The sequence below is a fragment of the Rhodococcus sp. NPDC127593 genome (genome assembly GCF_042671975.1).
Lineage (GTDB): Bacteria > Actinomycetota > Actinomycetes > Mycobacteriales > Mycobacteriaceae > Rhodococcus_F.
The window spans coordinates 49,044-75,571 of the sequence record NZ_JBHXWI010000008.1 but is presented as its reverse complement, the minus strand read 5'-3'; the positions used below and the strand labels follow the sequence as shown (position 1 = coordinate 75,571).

General features: G+C 70.2%; 17 protein-coding genes and 1 riboswitch. All 17 genes read right to left on the bottom strand.

What is annotated here, in order from left to right; genetic code table 11:
• Positions 1-15: 15 nt before the first annotated feature.
• The 17 genes from ACFVJ3_RS09360 to ACFVJ3_RS09280 all read right to left on the bottom strand — a co-directional run bounded on the left by ACFVJ3_RS09360 (position 16) and on the right by ACFVJ3_RS09280 (position 26,527).
• A complete protein-coding gene (locus tag ACFVJ3_RS09360; RefSeq protein WP_378451804.1) occupies positions 16-9,162 on the bottom strand; it encodes an amino acid adenylation domain-containing protein in 9,147 nt (3,048 codons plus the stop codon).
• The gene (locus tag ACFVJ3_RS09355) at positions 9,149-10,720 is read right to left on the bottom strand and encodes an amino acid adenylation domain-containing protein (RefSeq protein ID WP_378451803.1); all 1,572 of its coding nucleotides are present in this window, start codon (positions 10,718-10,720) and stop codon (positions 9,149-9,151) included. The genes ACFVJ3_RS09360 and ACFVJ3_RS09355 overlap by 14 nt, the downstream gene beginning before the upstream one ends.
• A complete protein-coding gene (locus ACFVJ3_RS09350; protein ID WP_378451802.1) occupies positions 10,717-11,769 on the bottom strand; it encodes an HAD-IIIC family phosphatase in 1,053 nt (350 codons plus the stop codon). The genes ACFVJ3_RS09355 and ACFVJ3_RS09350 overlap by 4 nt, the downstream gene beginning before the upstream one ends.
• Positions 11,766-12,776 (bottom strand): 3-oxoacyl-ACP synthase, encoded by a 1,011-nt coding sequence (locus ACFVJ3_RS09345; protein WP_378451801.1) that lies wholly within the window; start codon positions 12,774-12,776, stop codon positions 11,766-11,768. Before ACFVJ3_RS09345 ends, ACFVJ3_RS09350 begins: the two co-directional genes overlap by 4 nt.
• The gene (locus ACFVJ3_RS09340) at positions 12,773-13,870 is read right to left on the bottom strand and encodes an acyl-CoA dehydrogenase family protein (RefSeq protein ID WP_378451800.1); all 1,098 of its coding nucleotides are present in this window, start codon (positions 13,868-13,870) and stop codon (positions 12,773-12,775) included. Before ACFVJ3_RS09340 ends, ACFVJ3_RS09345 begins: the two co-directional genes overlap by 4 nt.
• Positions 13,867-14,166: an acyl carrier protein gene (locus tag ACFVJ3_RS09335; protein WP_009474881.1), complete on the bottom strand. Its 300-nt coding sequence runs from the start codon at positions 14,164-14,166 to the stop codon at positions 13,867-13,869. The genes ACFVJ3_RS09340 and ACFVJ3_RS09335 overlap by 4 nt, the downstream gene beginning before the upstream one ends.
• 44 nt (positions 14,167-14,210) lie before the next feature.
• A complete protein-coding gene (locus ACFVJ3_RS09330; protein ID WP_378451799.1) occupies positions 14,211-15,353 on the bottom strand; it encodes an LLM class flavin-dependent oxidoreductase in 1,143 nt (380 codons plus the stop codon).
• On the bottom strand, positions 15,350-16,264 hold the full coding sequence (locus ACFVJ3_RS09325) for an LLM class flavin-dependent oxidoreductase (RefSeq protein WP_378451798.1): 915 nt from the start codon (positions 16,262-16,264) through the stop codon (positions 15,350-15,352). Before ACFVJ3_RS09325 ends, ACFVJ3_RS09330 begins: the two co-directional genes overlap by 4 nt.
• A gap of 2 nt (positions 16,265-16,266) precedes the next feature.
• Positions 16,267-17,064 carry a DUF1684 domain-containing protein gene (locus ACFVJ3_RS09320; RefSeq protein WP_378451797.1) on the bottom strand — a complete coding sequence of 266 codons (798 nt, stop codon included), beginning with the start codon at positions 17,062-17,064 and terminating at the stop codon, positions 16,267-16,269.
• Positions 17,061-18,425 (bottom strand): NtaA/DmoA family FMN-dependent monooxygenase, encoded by a 1,365-nt coding sequence (locus ACFVJ3_RS09315; protein ID WP_378451796.1) that lies wholly within the window; start codon positions 18,423-18,425, stop codon positions 17,061-17,063. The genes ACFVJ3_RS09320 and ACFVJ3_RS09315 overlap by 4 nt, the downstream gene beginning before the upstream one ends.
• A 4-nt stretch (positions 18,426-18,429) precedes the next feature.
• Positions 18,430-19,566: an LLM class flavin-dependent oxidoreductase gene (locus ACFVJ3_RS09310; RefSeq protein ID WP_378451795.1), complete on the bottom strand. Its 1,137-nt coding sequence runs from the start codon at positions 19,564-19,566 to the stop codon at positions 18,430-18,432.
• Positions 19,559-21,217: a dipeptide ABC transporter ATP-binding protein gene (locus ACFVJ3_RS09305; RefSeq protein WP_378451794.1), complete on the bottom strand. Its 1,659-nt coding sequence runs from the start codon at positions 21,215-21,217 to the stop codon at positions 19,559-19,561. Before ACFVJ3_RS09305 ends, ACFVJ3_RS09310 begins: the two co-directional genes overlap by 8 nt.
• Positions 21,214-22,134 carry an ABC transporter permease gene (locus ACFVJ3_RS09300; RefSeq protein ID WP_378451793.1) on the bottom strand — a complete coding sequence of 307 codons (921 nt, stop codon included), beginning with the start codon at positions 22,132-22,134 and terminating at the stop codon, positions 21,214-21,216. The genes ACFVJ3_RS09305 and ACFVJ3_RS09300 overlap by 4 nt, the downstream gene beginning before the upstream one ends.
• Positions 22,127-23,119, bottom strand: coding sequence for an ABC transporter permease (locus ACFVJ3_RS09295; RefSeq protein ID WP_378451792.1), 993 nt, complete (start codon positions 23,117-23,119; stop codon positions 22,127-22,129). The genes ACFVJ3_RS09300 and ACFVJ3_RS09295 overlap by 8 nt, the downstream gene beginning before the upstream one ends.
• A gap of 3 nt (positions 23,120-23,122) precedes the next feature.
• Positions 23,123-24,748, bottom strand: a complete 1,626-nt coding sequence (locus ACFVJ3_RS09290) for an ABC transporter substrate-binding protein (RefSeq protein ID WP_378451922.1) — start codon at positions 24,746-24,748, stop codon at positions 23,123-23,125.
• Positions 24,749-24,903: 155 nt separating this feature from the next.
• The gene (locus tag ACFVJ3_RS09285; protein WP_310794466.1) at positions 24,904-24,987 is read right to left on the bottom strand and encodes a putative leader peptide; all 84 of its coding nucleotides are present in this window, start codon (positions 24,985-24,987) and stop codon (positions 24,904-24,906) included.
• 4 nt (positions 24,988-24,991) lie between these two features.
• Positions 24,992-25,085, bottom strand: a riboswitch (SAM riboswitch).
• A 47-nt stretch (positions 25,086-25,132) separates the two neighbouring features.
• Positions 25,133-26,527, bottom strand: coding sequence for an NtaA/DmoA family FMN-dependent monooxygenase (locus ACFVJ3_RS09280; protein ID WP_378451791.1), 1,395 nt, complete (start codon positions 26,525-26,527; stop codon positions 25,133-25,135).
• Position 26,528: the final 1 nt, after the last annotated feature.

The window sequence follows — 26,528 nt, the reverse complement described above, 5'->3', positions numbered from 1 at the left end:
CCTCCTCCCGGCTGGTCAGAACTCGTAGGTGGCGGGCGCGGGCGCCTCGCTCGTGTCGGTGGACTGCGAAATCGCCTCGGCCTGCGCCGCCACGGTGACGAGGTCGAACAGCTGGCCCACCCGCAGAGCTCCGGGCCACCGTTCATCGAGACGCCGCTGCAGTTCCACGACGCGATGCGAGTTGCCGCCGACGTCGAAGAACCCGTCTCCGGGACCGAAGTCGTCGTGGCCCAGCACCGCCGCCCAGTGCTCGGCAACGGACCGTTGCAACGCGGTCCAGCGTTGCCGCGACTCGCCGGACGCAGGCTCCGCCTCGGAGACGAGTGCGCGCAACGCGTTCTCGTCCACGTCGCCGTCCGCCGTTCGCGGGACCGCACCGAGTGCGACGAACCGCGTGGGAACCGATCGGGCGTCGAGCCGCCCGGCACTGAACTCCCGCAGGTCTTCCGCCATGGGGAGCACGGCCGCCGCGGCTGCCGGGACCCAGAAGGCGGTGACACCGGTCGCGGTGGTGAGGACCACCGCTTCGCGGACCGCCGGGTGGCTCTCCACGACGTCCGTGACCGACCGTGCCGGAGGTCCGGTGGCGCCGACGCTCAGCAGTCGTCCGGACCGGTTCCATCGCGCGAGCGCGCCCGTCCGGACCATCCGGGAGCCCGGGGCGCCGAACGGATCTGCCACGTACGTCGTGGCCGCCACCCGCGCCGAGGTGTGGTGCTCCCGCGTATCGGCCACGTACGCCGCGCCGGTCACGCCTTCGGGGGTGAGCTGCAACCGGGGATCGAGCACGACGGTCTCGGCCGCCGCACTCCATTCGCGAATCCGGGTGCGCTCGTCCGGGGCCATCAGGTCGACGTCTCCGACGGCGACACTCGGATCCGCGACGAATGCAGCGAGGATCCGGGTGAACCGATCGGCCAGGGCCTGCACGGTCGCCGCATCGAAGAGGTCGGTGGCGTAGGTGAATCCCGCCGTCATCCCTTCCGGTGTTCCGCACTCGTCGTACCGCTCACGCACCGTCAGCTGCAGGTCGAACAGCGACACCTCGACGTCGGGTTCGAGAACTTCGGCCTCCAGGTGCGGGAGGGCGAGGTCGGGGTGCTCGGTGTTCCGGAACTCGAGCAGCACCTGGAACAGGGGTGAATGCGACTGGGACCGAGGCGGGTTCAGTGCCTCCACCACCCGCTCGAACGGCACGTCCGAGTGGGCGTAGGCCGCGAGGTCGGTCTCGCGGACCCGTGCGAGCAGATCCTCGAAAGTCCCCGGCACGTCGGTCCGCAGCACGAGCGTGTTGACGAACATTCCCACCACGTCGTCGAGGACGGCCTCGCCGCGGCCGGCGACCGGCGACCCGATCACCACGTCGCCGGTACCGCCCGAGCGGGACAGCAACACGGCGAGGGCCGCGTGCACGACCATGAACACGGTGCACCGCCGGGTCCTTGCCAACGCCACCACGTTCCGGTGCAGGTCGGCGCCGATCCCGAACGCCACCCGGTCGCCGGAGGACGATCGCCGCGGCGGGCGGTCACGGTCCGTGGGCAACTCGGTCACGGCCGGCGCGTCGGCGAGAGCGGATCGCCAGTAGTCCAGTTGCCGCGAGAGCAGCGAGTCCGCGTCGTCCTCCGAGCCGAGGAGTTCCCGCTGCCACACCGTGTAGTCGGGGTACTGCACCGGCAGCGGCTCCCATCCCGGCGCGCAGCCCTCGGACCGCGCGGTGTAGGCCGACATCACGTCGCGGGCGAGCGGAACCATCGAGAACCCGTCGGCCGCGATGTGGTGCACCACGACGACGAGCATGTGCTCCCGGTCGCCGAGTTCGAACAGCCTGGCCCGCATCGGGACCTCGGTGGCGACGTCGAAACCCGCCGACACGAGTTCCGAGATCTGTTCGCGTACCGGATCGTCGGACGTCGACACGGTGAGCTGCGCGACGTGGCCGGCACCGACGATCACCTGGGTGGGTCCCGAATCGCCGTACGGGTACCGGGTGCGGAGCGATTCGTGCCGGTCCACCACGTCGGCGAGGGCGGCGGTCAGTGCGTCGACGTCGAGGTCACCCGACAGCCGGACGATCATCGCGACGTTGTACGCCGGCGAGGACGGGTCGAACTGGTTGAGGAGCCACATCCGGTGCTGCGCCCACGACAGCGGCACCGGGTCGGGGCGCCGGGGCACCGCCACCGCAGGCCGGACCTCGCCGCCCGCGGTCTCGCGCGCGATCCGCGCCGCGAGCGCCCGCACGGTGGGGGTCTCGAACACGTCCCGCACACCGACGTCCGTGCCGAGCGCGGAGTTGATCCGCGCGACCACCTGCGTCGCGGTCAGCGAGTTGCCACCGGACGCGAAGAAGTCGTCGTCTGCTCCGACGACGCCGGTCCCGAGAACCTCGGCGTACACGTCGGCCACCGCGGTCTCGAACGGTGTGCCGGGTGCACGGAAGATGCGGGGCGCGAACTCGGGGTCCGGCAGCGCGTGCCGGTCGACCTTGCCGTTGGCTCCGAGCGGCAGCCGGTCGAGGACCGTCACCGAGGCAGGCACCATGAAGGGCGCGAGCACGGATCCGGCGAACCGCAGCACCTCGGTCGTGTCGAGGTCCGCGCCGTCCTCCGCCGTGACGTATCCGGCGAGGACCGCCTCGGCAGCAGGCGTGCGGCGGACCACGACCACCGCCTGCGCGACACCGGGGCAGCGGGTGAGAGCCGCCTCCACCTCCCCCGGTTCGACCCGCTGGCCGCGCAATTTGACCTGGAAATCGTTGCGGCCCAGATATTCCAGCCGACCCTCCTTCGTCCACCGCATCAGATCGCCGGTGCGATACATGCGGGAGCCCGGGTGGTCGAACGGGTTCGCCACGAACGAGGCGGCGGTCGCTCCGGCCCGCCGGTGGTAGCCGCGCGCCAGACCTTCCCCCAGCACGTACAGCTCACCGACCACGCCGACCGGCACCGGACGCAGCCACTCGTCGAGGACGAGTTCGCGGACACCGCGCATCGGGTGGCCGATCCGCACGGGGTCGCCGGGTGTCATCGGGTCGCCGATGTTCGACATCACCGTCGTCTCCGTCGGACCGTAGCCGACGAGCAGGGTGCGCCCGGACGCCCAGCGAGCCAGTAGCTCCGCCGGGCAGCGTTCGCCGCCGACGACGAGCGTGCGGAGCAGGCGCAGACCTCGGGGGTCGATGGTGGCCAGGACCGCCGGGGTGGTGAACGCGTGCGTGATCCGCTCTGCCGCCAGCAGCTCCGTCAATGCGGCGCCGCCGTACACCTGCGGCGCCGCGATCACCAGTCGCGCACCGGCACCGAACGCCATGAGGTATTCGAGCATCGTCGCGTCGAACCCGGGCGACGCGAGATTCAGGGCGCGTGAGGCATTCGTCGTCGCGTACCGGGCGCGCTGATCGATCGTGAAGTTCTGCAACCCCGCATGGGGGATCACGACGCCCTTCGGTGCCCCCGTCGATCCGGACGTGTACATCAGATACGCCGGATGGCCCGGTCGCAGCGGCACGACCCGGTCGTCGTCGGTGATCGGATGGGACTCCCATCGCCGCGTCGGACCCGGATAGTCGAGAAGCAGCCACTCGACGCCGTCCGGCATCCGGTCGCGCTGTTCGGCGACGGTGAGTCCCGCCACCGCCCCGCAGTCGGCGAGGATGTCGGCGATCCTTCCCGGCGGCAGATTCGGATCCACCGGGACGAACGACGCACCCGACTTCGCCACCGCCCACACCGACACCACCAGTTCCACCGACCGGACGAGCCCGATCGCCACGTGGTCCTCCGGTCCGATTCCGCGGCGGATCAATACCCAGGCCAGGCGGTTCGACCAGTCGTCGAGTTCGCGATACGACATCACCGCATTGCCGTACGACAGCGCGACGGCGTGCGGGTCCCGGGCGGCCGCGGCGGAGAGGATCTCCGGCAGCAGCCGGGTCGTTCCGGTGGGCCGCCCGCGCACCGGGACGAGTGCCTCGCGTTCGCCGGGGGACAGCAGATCGAATCGGGCCAGTGGAACGTCCGGGTCGGCGACCACCGCGTCGAGGAGCCGCACGTATCGTTCGGCGAACTTCCGGACGGTCGCCGTGTCGAAGATGTCGGTGGCATAGGTGAATCCCGCACTGATCCCGGCGGGCGCCCCGTCCTCTCCGAATCGTTCGGCCAGGGTCAGCTGCAGGTCGAACGTGGAGACGGAGACACCGAGGTCGATCTCCTCCACCTCCAGTTCCGGCAGGCTCGGAGTGGGCCGCACGACGTCCTGGAATTCGAACAGCACCTGGAACAACGGCGCGTGGGCCGTGGTGCGCGGGAGAGCGAGCGCCTCGACCACCCGCTCGAACGGGACCTCCGCGTGCGCGAACGCCTCCAGATCGCAGTCCCGCACGGCTGCGAGCAGCGTGGTGAACGAATCGGCGCCGTGGACGGGGGTGCGCAGTGCCAGGGTGTTGACGAACATCCCCACGACGTCGTCGAGGACGGCCTCACCGCGGCCCGCCACCGCGGATCCGATCACCACGTCGGGGGTGCTTCCCAAGCGGGACACCAGGACCGCGAACGCCGCGTGCGTCACCATGAACACGGTCGCATCGTGTTCGCGTGCAAGGGCTACCACCTTCCGGTGCAGGCGGTCCCCGATCTCGAACGACTCCCGCGCGCCGGCGAGCGACCGGTGTTCGGGACGTGCGCGATCCATCGGCAGGTCCGTCACGACCGGCGCATCGGCGAGCGCGGAACGCCAGTACCCGAGCTGACGGGACATCAAGGAACCGGGATCGTCCTCCGATCCGAGCAGCGCCCGCTGCCAGATGCTGTAGTCGGCGTACTGCACCGGAAGCGGCACCCCGTCCGGCGCGTGTCCCCGTGCCCGTGCGGTGTACGCGGATGTGATGTCCCGGGCGAGCGGGCCCAGCGACAGCGCGTCCGCCGCGATGTGATGGACCACCAGGGCAAGGGCGTGATCGCGCGGACCGACCTCGAACAGGTGCGCCCGCAACGGAACCTGCGCGGTCACCTCGAAACCCGCCGACAGCGCCGCCGCGAGCCGGTCCCGGAGGGCACTCTCCCCCGACACCGTGACCGCGCGGAGGCCGGGCACCGCGTCCGCCGCGGGTATCACCGACTGCACGGGCGTGTCGCCCCGCATCGGGAAGATCGTCCGCAAGGCCTCGTGCCGGTCCACGACGTCCGTCAGCGCCGCGTGCAGCGCCGCGACGTCGAGGGGCCCGCGCAATCGGAAGGCCGCCGCGATGTTGTAGGCGGGCGACGTCGTGTCGAACTGGTCGAGGAACCACATCCGCGTCTGTGCGAGGGACACCGGCGCCGCCGCGGACCGGTCCGTCGCCACCAGCGCCGGCCGGTCTGCCGAGGCCGCCCGGCTCACCCGGGTCGCCAGCGACCGCACCGTCCGCGCCTCGAAGACGTCGCGCACTCCCACACCCGCACCGAGCACACCCTGAACCCGCGCCACGACCTTCGCCGCGATCAGCGAGTTGCCGCCGAGCGCGAAGAAGTCGTCGTCGACCCCGACCGCGGGAACGCCGAGCAGCGCGGCGAAGATGACCGCGAGCGACTCCTCGACGGGAGTGCCCGGTGCCACGAATTCGGCGGGGGAAGCCGTGACGGGCACCGGAAGTGCCGCCCGGTCCAGTTTCCCGTTGACGGTGAGCGGCAGCCGCGCGAGGACCGTCACCGAGGCCGGGACCATGTACGACGGCAGCGCGCCTCCGGCGAATTCCAGCACGGCCTCCGTGTCGACGATCGCACCCGCCTCGGGCACCACGTACGCCGCCGGTGCCGGGCCGGTCACCGGGTCCTCGTGCAGGGTCACCACTGCCTGCGCGACCCCGTCGCACCGGCCCAGCACCCATTCCACTTCGCCGAGTTCGACTCGGAATCCACGGATCTCGACCTGGAGATCGTCGCGTCCGAGGTAGTCGAGACTCCCGTCGCGTCGCCACCGCACCACGTCCCCGGTCCGGTACATCCGGGCGCCCGACGCATCCGCCACGAAGCGGGACGCCGTGAGCCCGGCGCGGCCCAGATAGCCGCGCGCGACCTGCGGTCCCGCCACGTACAGTTCGCCCGCCACACCGACCGGCACCGGATGCAGCCGCGCGTCCAGCACCGACACCCGGAATCCGGGAATCGGCCGCCCGATCTTGCTCGTCCACGCGGCGGCGGCGAGCCCGCGGCCGAGCGGGAGGTGCGTGACGTGCACCGTCGTCTCGGTGATGCCGTACATGTTCACGAGCACGGGCGCGTCCTCGCCGCGGCGGGAGTACCAGCGTTCGAGCTGCCCGAAGTCGAGCGCCTCGCCGCCGAGTACAACGTAGCGCAGCGGCGGTGGGCCCACGCCGTCCTCCACCTCGGCGGCCTCGATCAGTTGCGAGAACGCCGTCGGGGTCTGGCTCAGCACCGTCACCCGCTCGCGGCGCAGCAGGGCGAGGAACGCGTCGGGCGACCGGGTGGTGTCGAAGTCGACGACGACGAGGGTCCCGCCGTGCAGCAGCGCGCCCCACAGCTCCCAGACCGAGAAGTCGAATGCCGGGGAGTGGAACATCGTCCACACGTCGGTGTCCCCGAACCGGAACAGGTCCCGGGTGCTCGTGAAGAGAGAGACCACGTTGCGGTGCGACACCGCGACGCCCTTCGGCCGTCCCGTCGATCCCGACGTGTAGACGACGTAGGCCGACGAGTCCGGATCGACCGGTGCCCGTTCCGCATCGGTCAGCGGGTCCGCGGAGCTGCCGCCGAGATCCGTGTCCGTCGGATCGAGGAGCAGGACAGGGACGTCCGATGTCGGCAGGGCGTGTGCGGTGTCCCGGGTGGCCAGAATGCACACCGGGTGGGCGTCGTCGAGGACGAGCGCCGAGCGCTCACCGGGATGGTCCGCATCGATGGGGAGGTAGGCGGCCCCGGCCTTGACGACCGCCACGAGCGCGACGACGAGCGCCGCCGATCGCGGCATCGCGACCGCGACCGACGACTCCGGACCCACACCCAGGGAGAGCAGTTGCCGTGCAAGACGGTTCGACCGGGCATCGAGGTCGCCGTAGCTCAGGCGCTCGCCACCCGACACCACGGCGGTGGCGTCGGGGCTTCGCGCTGCCCGGGCGGCGAACAGCTCACCGAGTGTCGTCTCGTCGGCGGCCTCAGCCGGCCGGGTCGACCAGTCCTGCAGCAGAGCATGTTCGGCAGGTTCGACCAGGTCGATGTCCCCGATCACGGCGGACGGATCCGCGGCGGCGGTCTCGGCGGTCCGCACGAACCGCCGAGCGATTCCCTCCACGGTGGCGGCGTCGAACAGGTCTGTCGCGTAGGTGAATCGGACCGTCGTGCCCGACACCGTCACCCGCAGATCGAGGTCGCCGAGTTCCCCGCCGGGGTCCGAGAATTCGAGCAGCACCTGGAAGAGTGGTGCGTGCGACCCGGAGCGCGGCGGGTCGAGCGCGTCCACGATTCGCAGGGCGGGCACACCGTGGTGGGCGAACGCCTGCGCGTCGGCGTCCCGCACGGTGTCGACGTACTCGCCGAGACGATCCGAGCCGCGCACGTGGGTCCGCAACACCACCGGGTCGGTGTCCGTCCGCCTACCGATGACGACGTCGTCGGTACGCGCCGAGCGTGCCAGCACCAGCGCCAGCACCGCATGGGTCACGGTGGCGGCGTCCGTGCGGTGTGCGACCGCGAACGCGTCCAGCCGACGCCGCCGATCCGGGTCGAGTGCGACGTCGACGGCGGCACTGCGGTGGGACGGCCGTGCGGGCCGAGGACGGTCGGTGGGCAGGTCCAGCACCGGGGGCGCGTCCGCCAGTGTGCGCGTCCAGAAGTCGAGCCGGGCCGTCTCCTCGTGGACGGTGGTGAGCGCGGCGCCCGCGGCGGCCGCGACGAAGTCGCCGAGCAGCTCCAGGAACTGCCGGTGGTGCGCGCCGACCTCGTCGGCGTCGTACCGGTTGGGGTTGGCCAGGAAGTGGACGAAGGTCCGGACCGGCGTGCCGCTCCGGTACACGTTGACGAGCAGGTCCTCGACCGGCCCGGACGTGACGATGTGGTATTCGCCGACGAGCGGCCCCAGAGCGAGTTCCTGGTGGAAGAGCATGACGTTGACCATCGGACCCGACAGTGACTCCGCCGCAGCCGCGCCCGAGTCGCGCCGGATGTCGCCGAGCCCGAAACGCTGGTGTCGCAGCGCGCCCATCAGGTCGAGTTGCACCCGCTCCACCAGCTGCCCCACCGTGTCCTCGGGGCGGATCTGCACGGGAAGCGGCACGACACCCGCCACCATTCCGCCGGACCGTCGCAGGGTCGCGGTGGTGCGCGCCGACACCGGGATCTTCACGAGCACGTCCCGGCGTCCCGTCGTCCTCGACAGGTAGCAGGCGAACGCGGCGATGATCTTCGCTGTCCCGTGGGCGCCGGCGTCGCCGAGCGCCCGCTCCGCCGCGTCCGGCAGGGGCGCGGTGACATCGGTGCTCGTGGCGACCGCGGGGCCGGTCCGTCGGGCCAGGCTCGATCCGGGTCCGAGGCCGCCGACCTGTTCGACCCAGAACTGCCGGTCCGCGGCGAAGCGGCTCGACGACCGGTACCGCTGATCGGCGTCGTACAGATGCCGGGGATCTACGGCCTCGTTGGGCGGCAGTTCCCGGTCGAGCACCTCCGCGGTGTACCGGGCCGCGATGCGGTTGAGCATCGTCATCGCACCGTAGCCGTCCAGGGCGACGTGATGAATCTTGCTGTACCACAGGTAGTGCGCGTCACCGACGCGAAGAATCGACGATTCGACGAGGCGGTCGCGAGTCGGATCCAGAGGGGTCTCGCAGTCGGCGCGCATCCATCGGCGGGCGGCCTCCACCGGTTCGGCGTCCCCGCGGAAGTCCATCCGGCCGATCGACCGGTCCGCCGACGGATCGACCAGTTGGAACGGCTGACCGTCCCTGTCGATCAACCGGAGAAAGGGCGATCCGAATTCGTCGGCGGTCGCGAGGGTGGCCTCGCGCAGGAGGTCGACGTCCAGGTCGCCGTGCACTTCGACGTATTGGGCGATGCACAACGGCACCTCCGGGGCCAGTTGCTGGGCCAGCCACGCCTCGTATTGGGCCGACGACAGCGGGAACGGTGCTTCCGGGCTGCCGGCGGCCTCGGTATGGTGCTCACGCAACGCCACCACCTCCGCTGGGCAACAGCCGGCGCAACGCCACCTCGTCCACCTTGCTGCTCGGTGCGAGCGGAAGGGCCCCGAGCGCGAGGAAGCGGTCGGGCACCGCCTGCGCGACGAGCCTTTCGACACAGTGCGCGATCAGGTCTCGCGGCGTGGGCAGTACGGTCGCCGCGGCCGCGGGCACCCAGAACGCGGTCAATGCCGCCTCCCCGTGTTCGTCGGCGGTCGCGAGGACCACGGCCTGGTGTATCGCGGGGTGACTCTCCAGAACGGCCTCCACCGCGTGTCTCTCGACCCGGGCGCCACGCACTTTCACCTGTCCGTCGAACCGACCGCAGAATTCGATGTCGCCGTGCGGATCGACGCGCGCGAGGTCACCCGTGTGATACATCCGCGCACCCGGCCGCTCCGCGAAGGGGTCCGCGACGAAGCGGGCCGCGGTCGCGGCCGGGCGGGACGCGTAACCCTCGGAGATCTGCGGACCGCCGACGTACAGGTCCCCGACCGTTCCGTACGGCACCTCGACCAGTTTCGCGTCGAGGACGTAGGCCGTGCTCGCCCCCAGTGGTCTGCCGATCGGCGCGATCGAGGCGGGCACGTCGCGCACCGGATGAGCCAGGCAGCTGACGGTCGTCTCGGTCGGACCGTACTCGTTGCTCAGCGGGACCCCGGGCAGCACCGCGCGATGTTGTTCGACGAGCGTGCCCGGAAGTGCCTCTCCCGCAAGCGTCACCAACCGCAGGCGTTCGCGCAGCGGGGCGAGATGCGGCAGCAGCAGCCGGTAGAAGGAGGGGGACGCGACCAGGTGAGTGGTCTGCCACGTCCGGGCGAGCGCGGCGACGGCCTCGGCGTCCATCAGTTCGCGAGCGTCCGGCAGCACGCTGGTGCCGCCGGTGCACAACGCCCACAGGGTCTTCAGCAGGGAACCGTCCCACGTGAGGCGGAACGCGGAGAACGTGACGAGGTCGCCGTCGTCGTAGTCGTAGTTGCGGCCGTCGACCATGCTCGCGAGGTTGGCGCGGCTCGCGACGACGGCCTTGGGGATGCCGGTCGACCCGGACGTGGTGATCACGTAGGCGGCGGCGCCCGCGGGCACGTCCTCCGGAAGGTCCGCCGGTTCGGCCACGGGCGGGTGGACGGCGTCCCGGTCGTGCAGAGCCGGAACACGTCCGCCCGCACTCCGGGCCAGGTCCCGGACCCACTCCGGCGACGTCTTCGGATCCGCGGAACCGAAGACGATGGCGCCGCAGTCGACGTCGCCGAGGAGTGCCCGGAGCTGACCCACCGGATGTCCGGGCTCGATCACGCACCACGCCGCACCCAGCCGCAGCGTGGCGATCATCCCCACCACCGTCTCGACGCTCTGCCGCTGGTGGATCAGCACCACCTGGCCCGGCCGCACGCCCAGCGCAGCGAGTTGCCGCGCCAGGGCCTCGCTGGCCGAATCGAGTTCGCGATACGTCAGCGACCGGTCGCCCACCACGATCGCGATCCGGCCGGGAACCCGCGCGCACTCTCGTAGGATCCCGGACATCACCCCACCGTTCGCGACCACGTCCGTCATGGCGCCACGTCTCCTGAGAGGACCGCGACGTGATCGGCGTTCGGCGCCGCCGCACTGCGAACGTCACTGCACAGCAGCAGCATCCGATCGGGATCCTGGTCGACGACGTCGAAGCCCGCGAATCGCAGGGTCACGAGCATGACCCGGTTGACGTCCGTCGGCACGAACTCGGCGAGCGCCCGCCTGCCGTGGGCGCGTGCCCGCTCGACGACGTGCCGGATCAGCGCCGTCCCGACCCCGCGGGACATCACCCGGCACGACATCAACAGCAGTTGCAGGACGGAATCCCCGCCCCGGATCTCCGAGACCGCGAGACCGATCGTGCCGTACCCGCCGAATCGGTCGCCGAGCGACGCGACGAGCACCTCGTGGTCGTCCGAGGCGCACAGCTTGCGCAGTTCGTCGATGCCGAAAGTCCGGCCCGTGGTGTTGAGTTGATGAGACCGGACGGTCAGTTCGTGGGCGCGTTCGAGGTCGCCCTCGGTCGCTCTGCGGACCGTCATGACCAGTTCGAGCGAGGCCAGGAACTCGGAGTTGGACCCGTGGAACTCCTGTTCGCTCACCTGACGGATCCGTTCGGCGCGGTACAGCGACCGCCGCTGCCTCGCCTCCTCGGTGACGGCGAGCGGGGTCAGCTCGGGAAGGTCGGGGAACGACGCGATCTGCTCGGCGGGATAACAACGCACCGGGGGAAGTGCCTCGGCCACCTCGGCCCGCTCGACGGGATCGTTATCGACGAAGGCGATGGTGTCGAGACCCAGATTCAGTGTCTCCGCGATGCGCCGCACGGCCTCCGACTTCGGGCCCCAGCCGACGTCGATGGCGCAGAACAGCTCCTCGATGCCGTGCAGGCGCAGGTGCGCGGCGGCGGGTTCGTATTCGCCGCGGCTCGCGACGGCGTGCAGGATGCCGCGGCGGTCGAGCACATCCAGGGCGCGGAGGGCGTCCGCTTTCGGCACCGGGGCATCCTGTTCGAGGACGACGCCGTCCCAGATGGTGTCGTCGAGATCCCAGACCACGCACTTGACCGTCTGCTCCATCGCGATCACTTCCCGCGCCCGGGCTGATCCGGCAGGCGTCGGAGCAGCGCGCTGCTCCAGGCCGCGACCGGGCTGCTGTTCATGATCACGCAGTAGTCGCCGGGCGCCTGTGCGGACGCCGCGTGCTCGAGGTTCGCCGCGATGTCGACGGATCCGAGGTGGCCGAACCGGGCCAGGTTGTCGCGGCAGACGGGATCGATGGTGACGTCGAGTGCCTCCTGCCAGAACGTGAACGCACCGAGCGACAGGTTCTGCATGAGGAAAATGCCGATCGCGTCCTGCTGCAGCCCGTTCCGGGCCAGCAGTTCCGCGTTGATCTCCGTGAACCGCTTCCGGCTCTCGACCGCGAGGCGGAACGAATACGTGGGTTCGTCGGCGCACTTCTCGACCCAGTCTGCTTCGCGGACGTCGCGGTAGTCGATGTGGAACAGGTCGGCGTATTTTCCGTCGCTGCGGATCATCTGGTCGACGAGTTCGTACCGCCCGATCCCCGACGTCGTCAGCAGGACCGCGGCGGCGCCATCGCCCAGGAGCGTCATCGGCGATCGGTACCGCGACCGGGTCGGTGTCTTCGCCGCCGCGGCGACGAGGACGTTCTGGCAACGGGGGTCGCCGCGGAGCAACGCCGACGCGAGCGCGAACGCCGCCGAGACGGACACGCACCCGAGGTCGCCCACACCGGTGGTGAACGCCTGGGTCGCGCCGAGCCGGTGCTGCAGGCGGGTCGCCTCGGACGCGAGCAGATACTGCGGAACCCGGCCCTGCACGAGCAGCAGCGCATCGAGCTGGGTGGCGTCGAGGCCCGCCTTCCGGAGCACCTCGTCCGCCGCGGCGTGCGCCAGATCCACCTCGGAGAGCCCGATTCCGATCCGCACCGTGTCGATGCCCAGCGACAATGCGTGCTCGCGCTGAGCGATCGGCAGTTCGTCGAGCTCGGGCAGGCCCGCCACGGTCACCTCGTCGTCCGGGAACCAGAGCGCGACCGAATCGATCGCGACCGGTCGGTCAGCCGTCATCGCGCACCTCCCCCGAGCACGTAGTCACCGATCTGGAGTTCGGCGACCTCCGTCGCGCCCTCGATGATCTGCATGACCTTGGCGTCGCGGAAGAAGCGACCCACCCTGCTGCCGGGGGCGCACCCCGCGGCCCCGAGCACCTGGACCGCCTGCTGGCTCACCGACGCGGCGGCGCGGGCAGCGGCGTACTTCGCGGCGATCGTCGTGAAGAGCGCGCTCGGCTCGTGGGCATCGCGTTGTTCGGCGGCCCGTTCGCACAGTGCGCGAGCGCCGGCGGCATCGACCCAGCTACGACCGAGGATCGCGCGGACCGAGTCGTGCTCGGACAACACGGCGCTGCCCTGCACCCGGGTGGACGCGTGCGCGACAGCGTCGGCGAGGCACCCGCGCGCCATCCCTGCGCACCCCCACGCGATGGTGTACCGGCCGTGGTCCAGGGCGGTGCCGACGACGTGGGACAGTCCGAATCCCGGCGGTGCGATCAGGTGGTCGGCGGGGACGACGACGCCGTCCAGCGCGATGTGCGCGATCCGGGCGCCGCGCATGCCCAACTGCCCGTGGATCGGTTCGACGGTCACTCCGGGTGAGTCCGTTTCGACCAGCGCAGTCGCCAACCCGGCCGGCGACCGGCCGAGGACGAGCAGTACGTCCGCGACCTCGCCGAACGTCACCCACAGTTTCCGCCCCGAGATCCGGTGATCCGAGCCGTGCGCCTCGAAACTGGTAGTCACAGAGGAGAGGTCGCTGCCGGCCCCGGACTCGGTGGCGGCGAATCCGGCGAGGAGTTCGCCGGTCGCCAGGGCCGGCACCCACTGTGCCCGCTGTTCGGCGGTGCCCCACCGATCGAGGGAGGCGTTCACCATCCCCTGCACGGTCAGCAGCGAACGCAACGACGTGCAGACCGCCCCGAGTCTTTCTGCGACCGAGCCGAGTTCGGCCGCGTTCAGGCCGAGTCCCCGGCAGTCCGTCGTCCGGTCCAGCCCGAGGACTCCCGCCCGCGCGGCGGCCTCGATGACGTCGACCGGCAGTCCGGTCTCGTCCCAGGTGCCGGCGTCGGTCTCGGCGGAGGCGACAAGTGTGTCGATACCGATCACGGCGACGCCCCGTCCGTCGCACGAAGCTGCTCGCCCCGCTTTCTCCGAATGAAGCCCGCTACCCGCGCTGCGGTGCGGAAGTTGTCGAGATCGAGATCCTCCACCTCGACCACGACGTCGTGGGAGCCTTCGATGTACGTGACGATCTCCAGGGCCCGCAACGAACTCACCAATCCCAGGGTGAAGTAGTCGTCGTCGGGACCGAGTTCCGTCGATGTGATCGAGCTCAGGTACTGCCGTAGCTGCTCGACCAGCTCGTCACGGGACTCGGGCACAGGGGCATTTGCTGTGTCCATGGGCGTGGGATTCCCATTTGGACCAGCGTTCAATCATCGTGCTGTCAGGCGGCCAGCAGGCCCGGCAGTCCCCACTCCGCTGCGAGCAGCTCGTAGGAGCGCAACCGGTCGCCGTGATCGTGGGTGACGCTGGTGATCACCAGTTCGTCGGCGTCGGTGAGCCTTCGCAGGCTGTCGAGTCGGTCTGCGACGGTGGCCGGTGCCCCCACGAACTGGGTGATGAGCCGGTCCTCGACCGCCGCGCGTTCCGTCTCGCCGAGCGGTGCCGTGTGCGCCGGGTCGGGATACGGGATCGCCCCGTGCCCGCTGCGGATGCTGTGCGTCCAGTGCGCGAACGTCGACGCCAGTTCCGTCGCGGTCGCGTCATCCTCCGCCACGACGGCGTCGGCGGAGACGACGACGTACGGCTTCTGCAGGTTCGGCGACGGGCGGAACGCGGCGCGGTAGGCCTCGACCGCTTCGAGGGTCGTCGACGGGCTCACGTGGTAGTTCGCGCCGAAAGGCAGCCCCAGCCGGCCGGCCAGTTCGGCGCTCGGTCCCGCGCTGCTGCCGAACACCCACACGCCGACGTCCGCGCCCTCGCCGGGGCTGGCGTGGAGCTCGATCCCGTCCGGGGTGCGGTACGTGCCGCCGAGCAGTGCCAGGATGTCGTCGACCTGCTGGTCGAATGCCGGCGACAGCGCGCCCGGCTGCTGCAGTGCCGACTGCGCCGCCGTGAGCCGGGGAGACAGCAAGAGCCCGGACGGATCGAACGGTGCCGGGATCACGACGCCGTCGCGGATCTCCGTCTCCCGGTGGGGCGGGGCCGACTGGTTGTTGCGTTCCGCAACCGCTTTCAACGCCTCGGCCCGGCGCTGACCCGACCGTCCGAGCCCGAGGTCCACGCGACCCGGGTACAGCGCGTCGACGGTGCCGAATGCCTCGACCACGGCCGCTGCGGTGGTGTGGCCCAACTGCACCGCGGCGGCGCCGACCCGGAGCGTGCTGGTCGCGGCGGCCAGGATCCCGACGAGCACGGCCGGCGAGGAACTGGCGACCCCCACGAAGTGGTGTTCGGCAACCCAGTAGCGCTTGTATCCCCACGCTTCGGCGTGCCGGGCGAGGTCGACGGTGTTCCGCAGCGCGGTGCGGGCGGTGGTGCCCTCGCTGACGGGCGACAGGTCGAGGACGGACAACGGAGTGGTCATGAGGGCACTTTCTGGAGAGAGCGGGGATTGACAGCGCGATGGCTGCGCGGGGCACCGAGTCCGAGGTGCTGCCGCAGCGTGGCGGTGGTGTAGTCGGTGCGCAGAACACCACGGTCCTGCAACAACGGCACCACCGTGTCGACGAACAGGGCGAGTTCGTCCGGGGTGAGGTGGGAGGGCAGGACGAACCCGTCCGCTGCGTCCTCGCGGACCCACCGGACGATCCGGTCCGCGACGGACGTGGCGGTACCCACGAACGTCGTGGTGACCAGAACCTTCACCGCGCCGGCGGGCCTGCCGGCCTCGACCGTGCGGCGCGCGAGGTCGTCGTAGAACGCGCGACCGGCGTCGAACGTGCCGAGCGGGGCGATGATCACATCGCCGTGCCGGGCGGCGAGATTCCGGGCCTCCGGGCCGTCCCCCGACACGATCACCACCGGTTGCGCTTGCGGGCTCCGCGGGACGGTGAAGCGTCCACCGATGTCGAAGTGCCTGCCCCGGTGGTAGAACGCGCCGGCGGTGGGGTCCGAGACGAATCGCCCCGCGCCGCGGTCGACGGTCACGACCCCCTCGGCCCAGGAATCCCACAGCGTGCGTGCGGTGTCGACGAACTCCGCGGCCCGCTCGTCGCCGGGAGCCACGGTGTTCCACGCTGCACGCCCGCCGGACAGGTGATCGAGTGAGGCCAGCCGGCGGGCCACGTCGTACGGTTCGGCGGAGGTCGTGTCCAGCGTCGCCGCGAGCCCCACTGTGTCGGTGAACCCGGCCAGCGCGTTCGCCGCGGTGACGCCTTCGGCGAGGAAGAGGTCGAATCTCCCCCGCTCCGCGGTGCGGGCGGCCTGCGCGAGGAAGGCGAAGTCCGTCCGCCCCGCGGGTGCCGCCGCCCCGAGCACGACCTGCTTCTCGGCCATGTCTACCGCGGGTTCTTCTCGCCGGCCTCGACCGCGAGCGTCAGCCGGTTCTCGGCGGGCGCGACCGGGCAGGTGGCGTAGTCGGTGAACGCGCACGGCAGGTTGGCCGCCCGGTTGAAATCGAGGATCACCCGGCCGTCGGCGGCGGGGGCGTCCACGGCCAGCGACCGCGCCGCGGGGTACGTGCTGACCCCGCTGGTGGCGTCGGTGAACAGAACGTGCAGGCCACCGTCCTTTCCTGCGAACGCGACGAGTTCGTGTGCGGCGCCGCCGTACTCGAATGCGAGCGTCCCCAGCGCCGTGTGGTGGTGCTCGAGTCCCTCGACGACCGCACCCGTCGTCACGACGCGGGACTGCGGGAACGGGGTGAACGTCGCCGGCACAGCCCACTGCTGCGCGGGCAGGAACGTCGGGATGCCGGTGAACGCGGCGAGGGTGCCTGCCTCGGGGTCGTGGATCCGCAGGGCGACATCACCGGTTCTCCGGATCACCTCGACGTTGCGGCTCCCGTTCCGCACGAGCAGACCGGGTGCACCCTCCAGGGGTGCGAGCGTCGCCGTGCCGTCGACCGCTTCGCCATCGACCTCGAGCCCGGCGTCGGCGGTGGCCGTGATCACCACCCCGTCCGCGTCGGCCCGCCACTTCCCGGGCAGGTCGGGGAACGTGGTGTCGGTCTCGACGAGCCAGTGCAGGGCCGTCAGACTCAGCCATCCCAGCGGGTCGCGGAAAGACTCCTCTCGCGCCGAATGCCAGTCCTGCCAGTCCTGCTCGAATGTCGCGCCTGCCGTGACTGCGGTCATGATGCCCGAACTCCTTCTGTCTGGTGATGCGGATGGCGCAGTCCGAGATGACTGCGCAGGGTCGTGCCCGAGTACTCGGAACGGAAAGTGCCGCGGTTCTGCAACTCCGGGACCACCTTCTCGACGAACTCGTCGAGCCCGGCCGGAGTGAGGTGCGGTACCAGGATGAAGCCGTCGCACGCGTCCGCCTGCACGTAGCGGTCGATCTCCTCGGCCACCTGAGCGGCGGTGCCGACGAACTGCTGGCGAGTCGTGACCGCGATGATCAGTTCACGGATGCTGAGCTTCTCCGCTTCCGCCTTCGCCCGCCACGCGGCAGCGATCTCGCACGGATCCTTCGCGTGCCGGACCCGGCCGCGGGTGATGTTCGTGTCCTCGGCCGGTTCGACGTCCGGCAGCGGACCGTCCGGGTCGTACGCGGAAAGGTCGCGGCCCCAGACCTGTTCGAGAAACGCGATCGCCGTCTGCGGGCCCACCTGCTGGTGGCGGATGTGGTCGGCGCGGTCGGCCGCGTCCGCCGCGGAGTCGCCCAGCACGAAGGTCGCCGCGGGCAGCACCTTGAGATCGTCGTGGCTGCGCCCGTACTTCGCCAGCCTGCCCTTGACGTCCGCGTAGAACGTTTGCCCGTCCTCGAGCGACCCGTGGATGGTGAAGATGGCGTCCGCCTGCGCGGCACCGAATTCGCGGCCCTGATCGGAGTCGCCGGCCTGCAGCAGCACCGGGTGCCCCTGCGGGCTCCGTGGAATCGTGAACCGTCCCCGGATGTCGAACTGGGAGCCGGAGTGGGTGACGTCGCGGATCGAGTTGTCCGCGGCGAACACTCCCCGGGCGCGGTCGATCTGCAGCGCATCCTGATCCCAGCTGTCCCAGAACTTGCGGGCGCCCTCGATCAGTTCGCCTGCGCGGGTGTACCGGTCGGCCTTGTCGAGGTATCCCCCGCGCCGGAAGTTCTCGCCCGTGAACGCGTCCGAGGACGTCACCATGTTCCACGCGGACCGGCCGTCGGACAGATGGTCGAGCGAGGCGAATTGCCGTGCCAGCTCGTACGGTTCGTTGAACGTGGTGTTGATCGTCCCCGCCAGGCCCAGATGGGTGGTGACTCCGGCGAGCGCGCCGAGCACCGTCAACGTGTCGGGGCGGCCCACCACGTCGAGGTCGTGGATCAGGCCCCGGTGCTCACGCAGGCGCAGGCCCTCGGCGAGAAAGAAGAAGTCGAACAATCCGCGTTCGGCGGTCTCCGCGAGGTGCACGAACGAGTCGAAGTCGATCTGGCTCTTCGACTCGGGGTCGCTCCACACGGTGGTGTTGTTGACGCCGGGAAAGTGGGCGGCGAGATGAATCTGCTTGCGCTGGTTGCTCATGATGTCAGTCCTGTCCCGCGAAGTGATTGACGGGACGGGTGAACCCGAGCCGCTCCCGGAGCACTCCGCTGCCGGACGCTCGGTCGCCCGGCCGCAGCAGTGGCAGGACGTGCTCGGTGATCTCGTTCAGGCCGGACGTCAGCGCCAGCGGCCGGAGAGTGACACCGTCGACGCCCCCGGTGTCCACCACGTCGGTGATCAGGCGGGAGAGCCCCGGCGCGTCGCCGCGGTGGAGAATCGACGCCGGCTCGTACCGGCTGCCGGACCAGTTCTCGAGCTGGGCGAGGTCGCGTGCCGCCGCGTCGACGGTCTCGGCGGTCACCACCTCGATATCGAGCAGGATCCGGAGCGCAGCGGGGTCCCGGCCGGCCTCGGCCGCAGCACGTCGCACCCGGTCGGCGACGTCACGGGCTGCGTCCACGGTGGGTGCGCCGATGCGGATCACGTCGGCGCGCGCGGCGGCGACCCGGGTGGAGTGCTCGTCCCGCGCACCGATCACGATCAGCGACTGCCCCTGCGGCGACCGCGGCGTGATCGAGGGACCCTTCACGGAGAAGTGCGTGCCCTCGAAATCGATGTAGTGCAGCTTGTCCCGGTCGATGAATCGGCCGGTGGCCACGTCGCGGATCTCGGCGTCGTCCTCCCAGCTGTCCCACAGCAGACTCACGACCTCGATCGCGTCGGCAGCCTCCGACCACAGATTCTCGGAATCCTGTGCATCCTTGCGCCCGAACAGATTCGCCTGCGCCTGACCGTCCGACACGTCCACCTGCCACCCGGCGCGGCCGAGCGACGCGTGGTCGAGGCTCGCGATGGCCTTGGACACATGGAACGGTTCGGTGTGAGTGACGGTCACCGTGGGAACGAGGCCGATCCGCTCGGTGGATGCGACGGCCCTCGCGGCGATCGCCACGGCGTCCAGCTCTCCACGCTGATCGGCGTGTCCCGTCGTGGCGATCGCGAAGGTATCGCCGACGAAGGCGAGGTCCACTCCGGCCGAGTCGGCCTGCCCGAGCAGGCCGGTCCAGTAGCCGGCGGTGAAGAGGTCCTCGGCGCGCGAGTCCTGACGACGCCAGGACTGCGGATGGATCCCCGTGCCGTACAGATCGACGGCGACGAGCGGGTCGTGTGACTCAGGCATGAATCGATTCCTCCAGCTGTGCAGAACGTGGGCGCCCGACGGATCGTCCCGGGATGGCGTCGAGCAACTGCCGGGTGTAGTCGTGGCGGGGGTTGTCGAATATTTCTGCCGCGGTGCCCGATTCGACGATGCGGCCGGACCGCATCACCGCGACCGTGTCGCTGATCTGCCGGACCACGGCAAGGTCGTGTGAGATGAAGAGGTAGCTGAGCCCGAGTTCCCGCTGCAGGCTCTCGAGTAGCCCGAGGATCTGCGATTGCACCGAGACGTCCAGGGCCGACACCGGTTCGTCGAGCACGACGAGTTCGGGGTGCAGCGCGAGCGCGCGGGCGATGGCGACCCGCTGTCGTTGTCCGCCGGACAGCTCGGCCGGTCTGCGTTCGAGGTAGGTGCGCGGCAACGCGACCTGTTCGAGCAGTTCGGCGACTCGTGCCGCCCGTTCCGCCCTGGTGCCGACACCGAACGCACCGAGCGGTTCCGCCACGATGTCCGCAACGGCCAGCTTCGGATCGAGGGACGCGTACGGGTTCTGGTACACGATCTGCACCCGTCGGCGCAGGGCGCGCAGCGCGCCGCCGCGCAGGGTGGTGATGTCCCGGCCGTCGAAGTCGATGCGGCCAGAGGTGGGAGATTCCAACCGGATCGCGATCCGGGCCACCGTGGACTTGCCCGAGCCGGACTCCCCCACCAGCGACAGCGTGCGCCCGCGCGGGACCTCGAACGACACGTCCTGGACGGCGTCGATGGCCGTGCGCCGATCGATCCGGAACGTCTTGGCCACCCCGGACACGCGCAGCAGGACATCGGGGTCGGCTCCGCCCGCCTCCGCGGCGCGGTTGGGCCCCCGCCCCACCGAGAGACTCGGCGCCGCGGCCAGCAGGGTGCGGGTGTACTCGTGCTGGGGGTTCTCGAGGATCTCGCGGGTGGGACCCGCCTCCACCACCTCACCCTGACTCATCACCACGATCCGGTCGGCGCGGTCGGCTGCGACACCCAGATCGTGCGTGATCAGCAGGACCGCGGTGCCGGACTCGGCTATCCGCGCGTCGAGATGATCGAGAATCCGGCGCTGCACCGTGACGTCGAGCGCGCTGGTCGGTTCGTCCGCGATCACAAGTTCGGGGCTGCATGCCAGCGCGATCCCGATCAGGACGCGCTGCCGTTGCCCGCCCGACAGGTCCTGCGGGTACTGCCTCGCCCGCACCTCGGGCTTGTCGATCCCGGCCTCGGCGAGAATGCGCACCGCCTCGATGCCGGCCGTCCGCCGGTCGGCGAGACCGTGGATCCGGAGCACCTCCGCCACCTGGGTGCCGACCCGCAGGACGGGGTTGAGCGACGTCGTCGGGTCCTGGGGAGCGAGGCCGATCCGGGCGCCGCGGATGCGGTCGAGGGCGCGCTCCGACTTGGTGTCGAGACGCTCACCGTCGAACGTGACGGTGCCGGCCACGGCACGTCCGGACCCGCTGAGCAGTCCGAGGATGGCGTGCGCCGTGGTGGATTTTCCCGAGCCGGACTCGCCGACCACGGCCACCACTTCCCCGAGCGAGACCGTGAGGTCGACGCCCTTCACGGCCACGACGGGATCGCTCACGCTCCCGTACGCCACCCGGAGTCCGGAGACCTGCAGGATCGGGGTGTCGTTCGCGCTCATCGCACTTCCCTCTGTTCGAGTGCATGCCCGAATCGGTGCGCCGACAGCACGACGGCCACAATCACCAGTCCGGGCAGGGTTGTCATCCACCATGCGGTGGCGAGATAGTTCCGGCCCTCGGCGATCAGCGAGCCCCATTCCGGGGTGGGCGGCACCGCGCCGAACCCGAGGAAGCTCAGCGACGACACCGCGAGCACCGCCATCCCGAACTCGACGGCGGCGAGTGCCACGACGGGCGCGTACGAATTCCGCAGCACGTGGCGGCGCAGCACCGTGTGCCAGCGGACACCCGATGCGAACGCCGCCTCGACGTACAGCGACCGGCGCACCCGCAGCACCTCCGAACGCATCACGCGGGCGAAGTTCGCGATCAGTGACACTCCCACCGCGATGGCCACGTTGACCGTCCCGAATCCCAGGGCGGTCACCAGTGCGAGCGAGAGCAGCAGCGCGGGGATCGACAGGAGAACGTCGACGATCCGCATCAGGACAGCGTCCAGCGCACCTCCGAGGGCACCGGACAGCAGTCCGATCAGCGAACCGACGACCAGTGCGATGCCCACGGCCAGCAGTGTTGCGGTCAGCGACAATCCGGCGCCGTGGACCACGCGGGTGTACACGTCACGTCCGATGTTGTCGGTGCCGAACCAGTGCGCGGCACTCGGCGCCTGCAGCTTCTGGGCGGGCACCCCGACCAGTGGGTCGCCGCTCGCGAACACCGACGGCGCCACCGCGAATCCGACCGCGACGAGGAGCACGGCGGCCGAGGCCACCAGCACCAGATTGCGACGCCACCACGCCACCACGCGGCGTCCGCGGCTGTGCGACCTGGACGCGATCGCGCGCGGCGGTTCGTTCGGCGGAGTGCCGAAACCCTCGGCCTCGTCGATCAGTTCCCTGGTGAGGATGTCAGACATGAACCTTCTCCTCCACATCCGCGGAGTCGTCGTTGCGGTCGGAACCGCGCCTGCCCTCGACGATCCTGGGATCGATCAGCGGGTAGAGCAGATCGACGGCGAGATTGACGAGTACATAGACGACGGAGCTCAGTACCACGATTCCCTGGACCACCGGAATATCCTGTGCCATCACGGAAGTCTGGGTGAGCCGCCCGACTCCGGCGCGCGAGAACACCGTCTCGACGACGACCGATCCGGCCAGCAGATTACCCACGAGCACGCCGGCGATGGTGAATGCGGGAATGCTCGACAGGCGCAGCGCGTGCCGCGTCTGGATCTGCCAGCGGGACGCGCCCTTCGCCCGCGCGGCTTCGATGAACGGCTGCCGCCACGTGGTCTGCAGACTCGCCGCGAGCACCTGGGCGATCACGGCGCCGGTCGGCAGCGCGAGCGTCACCGCGGGGAGCACCAGCGTCGCGATCCCCTGGTCGCCGAACGCCGGAAAGGCCTGCAACCGGAACGAGAACAGCTGCAGCAGAATCAGTCCCACCCAGAACGTGGGTACCGCGACACCGAGCGGAGGCAGGGAGAACAGCAGATTCCGCACCCAGTGGACCCTCGTGTAGGTGGCGAGGAACGCGACCGATGCCCCGAACACGACCGCGAGAACCAGCGCCGCGGACGCCAGCGCGAGCGTGCTGGGGACCGCGTTCCCGATGGCCTCGGTCACCGATTGCCCGGTGGCGATCGAGTACCCGAAGTCACCGCGGACAGCGTGGCTCAGGGAGTTCCAGTACTGCACCCACACGGGCTGGTCGAGGCCGTACCGTGCCTGCAGCTCCGCGACGGCGGCCGCGTCGACCGTCGTTCCGGTGGTCGCCGAGTCGACGGCGATGCTCACCGGATCGGACGGCAGCAGGAACAGCACGGCGAACGACACGGTGAACGTTGCCCACAGGACGGCGATCGCCTGCAGCACCCGTAGTCCGAGGTAGCGAATCATGGCTCAGCGTCCGCTGATCCAGGTGTCGAAGAACTGGAGCCGGGCCGAGGCCTCGAACTTCAGATCCTGCACGTTGGGGCCGGCGCCGATCGCCTGCGACAACTCCACCGTGGGGATCCACAGACCGTTGTCGAGCACCTGCTGCTGGGCGTCGGCGACGAGCGCGCTCCGCTCGGCGGTGTCGGTGGTGGCGAGCTGCTTCGCGAGCACGTCGTCGAGCGCGGGAATCGGTCCGCGGCTGTTCAGGTTGCGGCCCTCGAGGCCGAACTGGGTGCGGAGGATGTCACCGTCTGCGCGGGTGCTGTTGTAGTAGGTGGCGTCGAAGTCCTTGGAATTCTGGCGGGCGGTGGCCTCGGGGGTGGACACGAGATTCAGCTGCAGATCCACTCCCACCTCTTTGAGCTGCTGCTGCACCAGCTCGAGGATGGCCTGGTTGCCGGCGAACACGGAGCTGAACAGAACGGGGAAGCTCAGCTTCTGACCGCCCTTCTCCCGGATGCCGTCGGCACCGGGAACCCAGCCCGCCTGATCGAGGATCGACTTCGCCTTCTCCGGGTCATATGTCACGTCCGGCAGCGCCACGTAGCCCGGGGTCCGGCTGGCCAGCGTACTGGTGGCCGGCTTGAAGTTGGGGCCGAGCACGGTGTCGACCAGTTCCTGCCGGTTGATCGCGGGGACCAGCGCACTGCGCACGACGGGATCGACGAGCGGTCCACGGGTCACGTTGGGCTGGAAGCCGAACGGGGTTCCGGGATTCGACGTGGTGAGCACCTGCCCGCCCGCACCTTCGATCTGCGGGGCGTCCTGCGGCAACGCGTCACTGATCGCGTCCAGCTGCCCGGAGGACAGGCTGCCCGTGCGGACACCTGATTCGGGGACGACACTGAACTCGATGGTGTCGAGGTAGGCCTCGCCGTCGTGGCCGAACACGTCGGAACCCCAGTTGTACCCGGCGCGCTTGGCGAGGGTCACCGACTTGTCCTGCTGGTAGTCGGCGTACGTGAACGGCCCGGTGCCCGAGATCTTGCCGGTGCACCGCTCTTCGGCGGACTTCGCGACGGACGCATCGGACAGGATGCCGAGCTGCGGGGTGGACGACGCCTGCAGGAACTGCGCGTTGGGTGCGGCGAAGTCGACCTGCGCGGTCAGCGGGTCGATCACGGTGGTGCCGGTGTAGCCGGTGAGGTAGCTGGCACCGAGCGCTGCCTTGGCCCCGGTGAGGGTGTTCACGATGGCGTCGAGATTCTTCTTCACCGACTCCGCGGTGAAAGGTGTTCCGTCACTGAACGTCACCCCCTCCTTCAGGTGGAACGTGAAGGAGGACGCGTCGGCGTCCGTTTCCCAACTCTCGGCCAGCCACGGCTTCAGTTCGCCCGTTGCCGGGTCCTGATCGGTGAGCGAGTCCACCACCTGACGAGCGACGTAGATCGTCTGGTTCGTGCCCGACTGTGCGGGGTCGGCGCACGTGGGTGCCTGCGAGAGGCCGTAACGGAGAGTGCCGCCGGGCTGTGCGGGGCCCGCATCCGCGGAGGAATTGCTGGAACCCCCACCGCAGGCGGTGAGCGCCGTGGCCAGCGCGGCGGCGACTCCGATACCTGCTGCGATCCGGTAGGGCGAGGACAAAGGCACTGATGGCACCGAGAACTCCGTGATCTCGAAGAAGTGCCGTGCGCGCTGCCCGTCGTATCGGCAGCGCTCACGCGCACAGAAAGGTGAGTGACACCGGATCCGACGCGGATGCGGTGTGTAGAGCAGGAACCCCGGATGTCTGTCGGGGTGTCAGGTCAGCTGTGACAGATGGAGGTGGACAGCCGGCAGAGATCGACGTGCAGACGCCCCCAGGCGCTCACGAAGCCTTCGGTCAACATGGTTCCTCCATCGATCCCGGCGGTAGCACCCGCACCCGCAGGGCGGGGGGTTGCTGCGACGTCAACGAGCCAGGTCTCTCGGTCGCTCTGGATGGTCGTTACCGAGTGTAAGAGATCCCCGGTCGCGGCGCCACATGGACCCTCGCTACCCGACCGCCTGCCGGGACTCGACCTCCCGCCACGACAGGGCGGGCCGGAGCCCGAGGTGCTCACGCAGGGTGGAACCGTCGTATTCCGTTCGGTACGAACCGCGCTCCTGCAATTCGGGTACGAGCAGGTCGACGATCTCGTCGAGTCCGGTGGGCACCAGGTACGGCGAGATATTAAAGCCGTCCGTGGCCCCACTGCGTACCCACCGGGTGAGCTCGTCGGCGACCTGTCCGGGAGTACCGGCGAAGCCGGAGCGCTGAGTGGTCGCGATCGCGACCTGCCGCAGCGACAGGTTCTGCGCCTCGGCCAGGGCCCGCCATTCCCTGGCGATGGCCAGCGGATCCTTTCCGTCGCGCGCGGCCCCGCGGGTGACGGAGATCGGCGCGGGCACCGGATCGAATTCGGGCAGCGGACCGTCCGGGTCGCGATCGGACAGATCGCGGCCCCACACCTGGCCGACCAGAGACAACGCCGTCTGCCCGGTGTACTGGCCCTCGCGGACCCAGCGCACCTTCTCCTCCACCTCGGACGCGTTCTCCGCGAGCACGATCTGCGTCCCCGGCAGGATCTTCACATCGTCCTCGGGGCGCCCCGCACGACGCAGTCTGCCCCTGATGTCGTCGGCGAAGGCGAGCGCCTCGTCGAAATGCGTTCCGTGCCGGGAGAAGATCACGTCGGTGTGCGCGGCCGCGAAGTCCCGGCCCGCCGGTGAGTCGCCGGCCTGGAAGATGACGGGATGCCCCTGCGCGCTGCGCGGCAGCGTGGGGGTGATCGTGACGCCGAACTGCGACGTGCGCCGGGACACCTCCTGCACACCGTCCGGGGTCGACCACGACGGCGCGTCGGTGCGCGTCGCGACCGCATCGTCGGCCCACGCATCCCAGATCGCCCGGGCGGTGTCGAGGAACTGCCCGGCCCGCTCGTACCTGTCCGCGTGATCGAGGAAGCCACCGGGCCGGAAGTTCTCTCCGGTCCACGCGTTGTCCGTGGTGACGGCGTTCCAGCCGGCACGGCCGCCGGACAGCAGGTCCAGCCCGGACAGCCGGCGGGCGAGGTCGGCCGGTTCGTTGTATGTGGTGTTCTGGGTGGCCACCAGCCCGATGTGCCGGGTGATGCCGGCCAGCGCCGAGAGTTGGGTGATCGCGTCCGGCCTGCCCACGATGTCGAGATCGAGAATCTTGCCTTCCTGTTCCCGCAGGCGCAGGCCCTCGCCGAGGAAGAAGGCGTCGAACAGGCCGCGCTCGGCGGTCAGAGCCACCCGCCGGAACGTTTCGAAGTCGATCTGCGATCCGCTCGACGGGTCCGACCAGATCGTCGTGTGGTTGACGCCCTGGAAGAAGACACCGAAGTGCACCTGGGCGCCGGGGCGCGCGTACGAGTTATCGGTCATG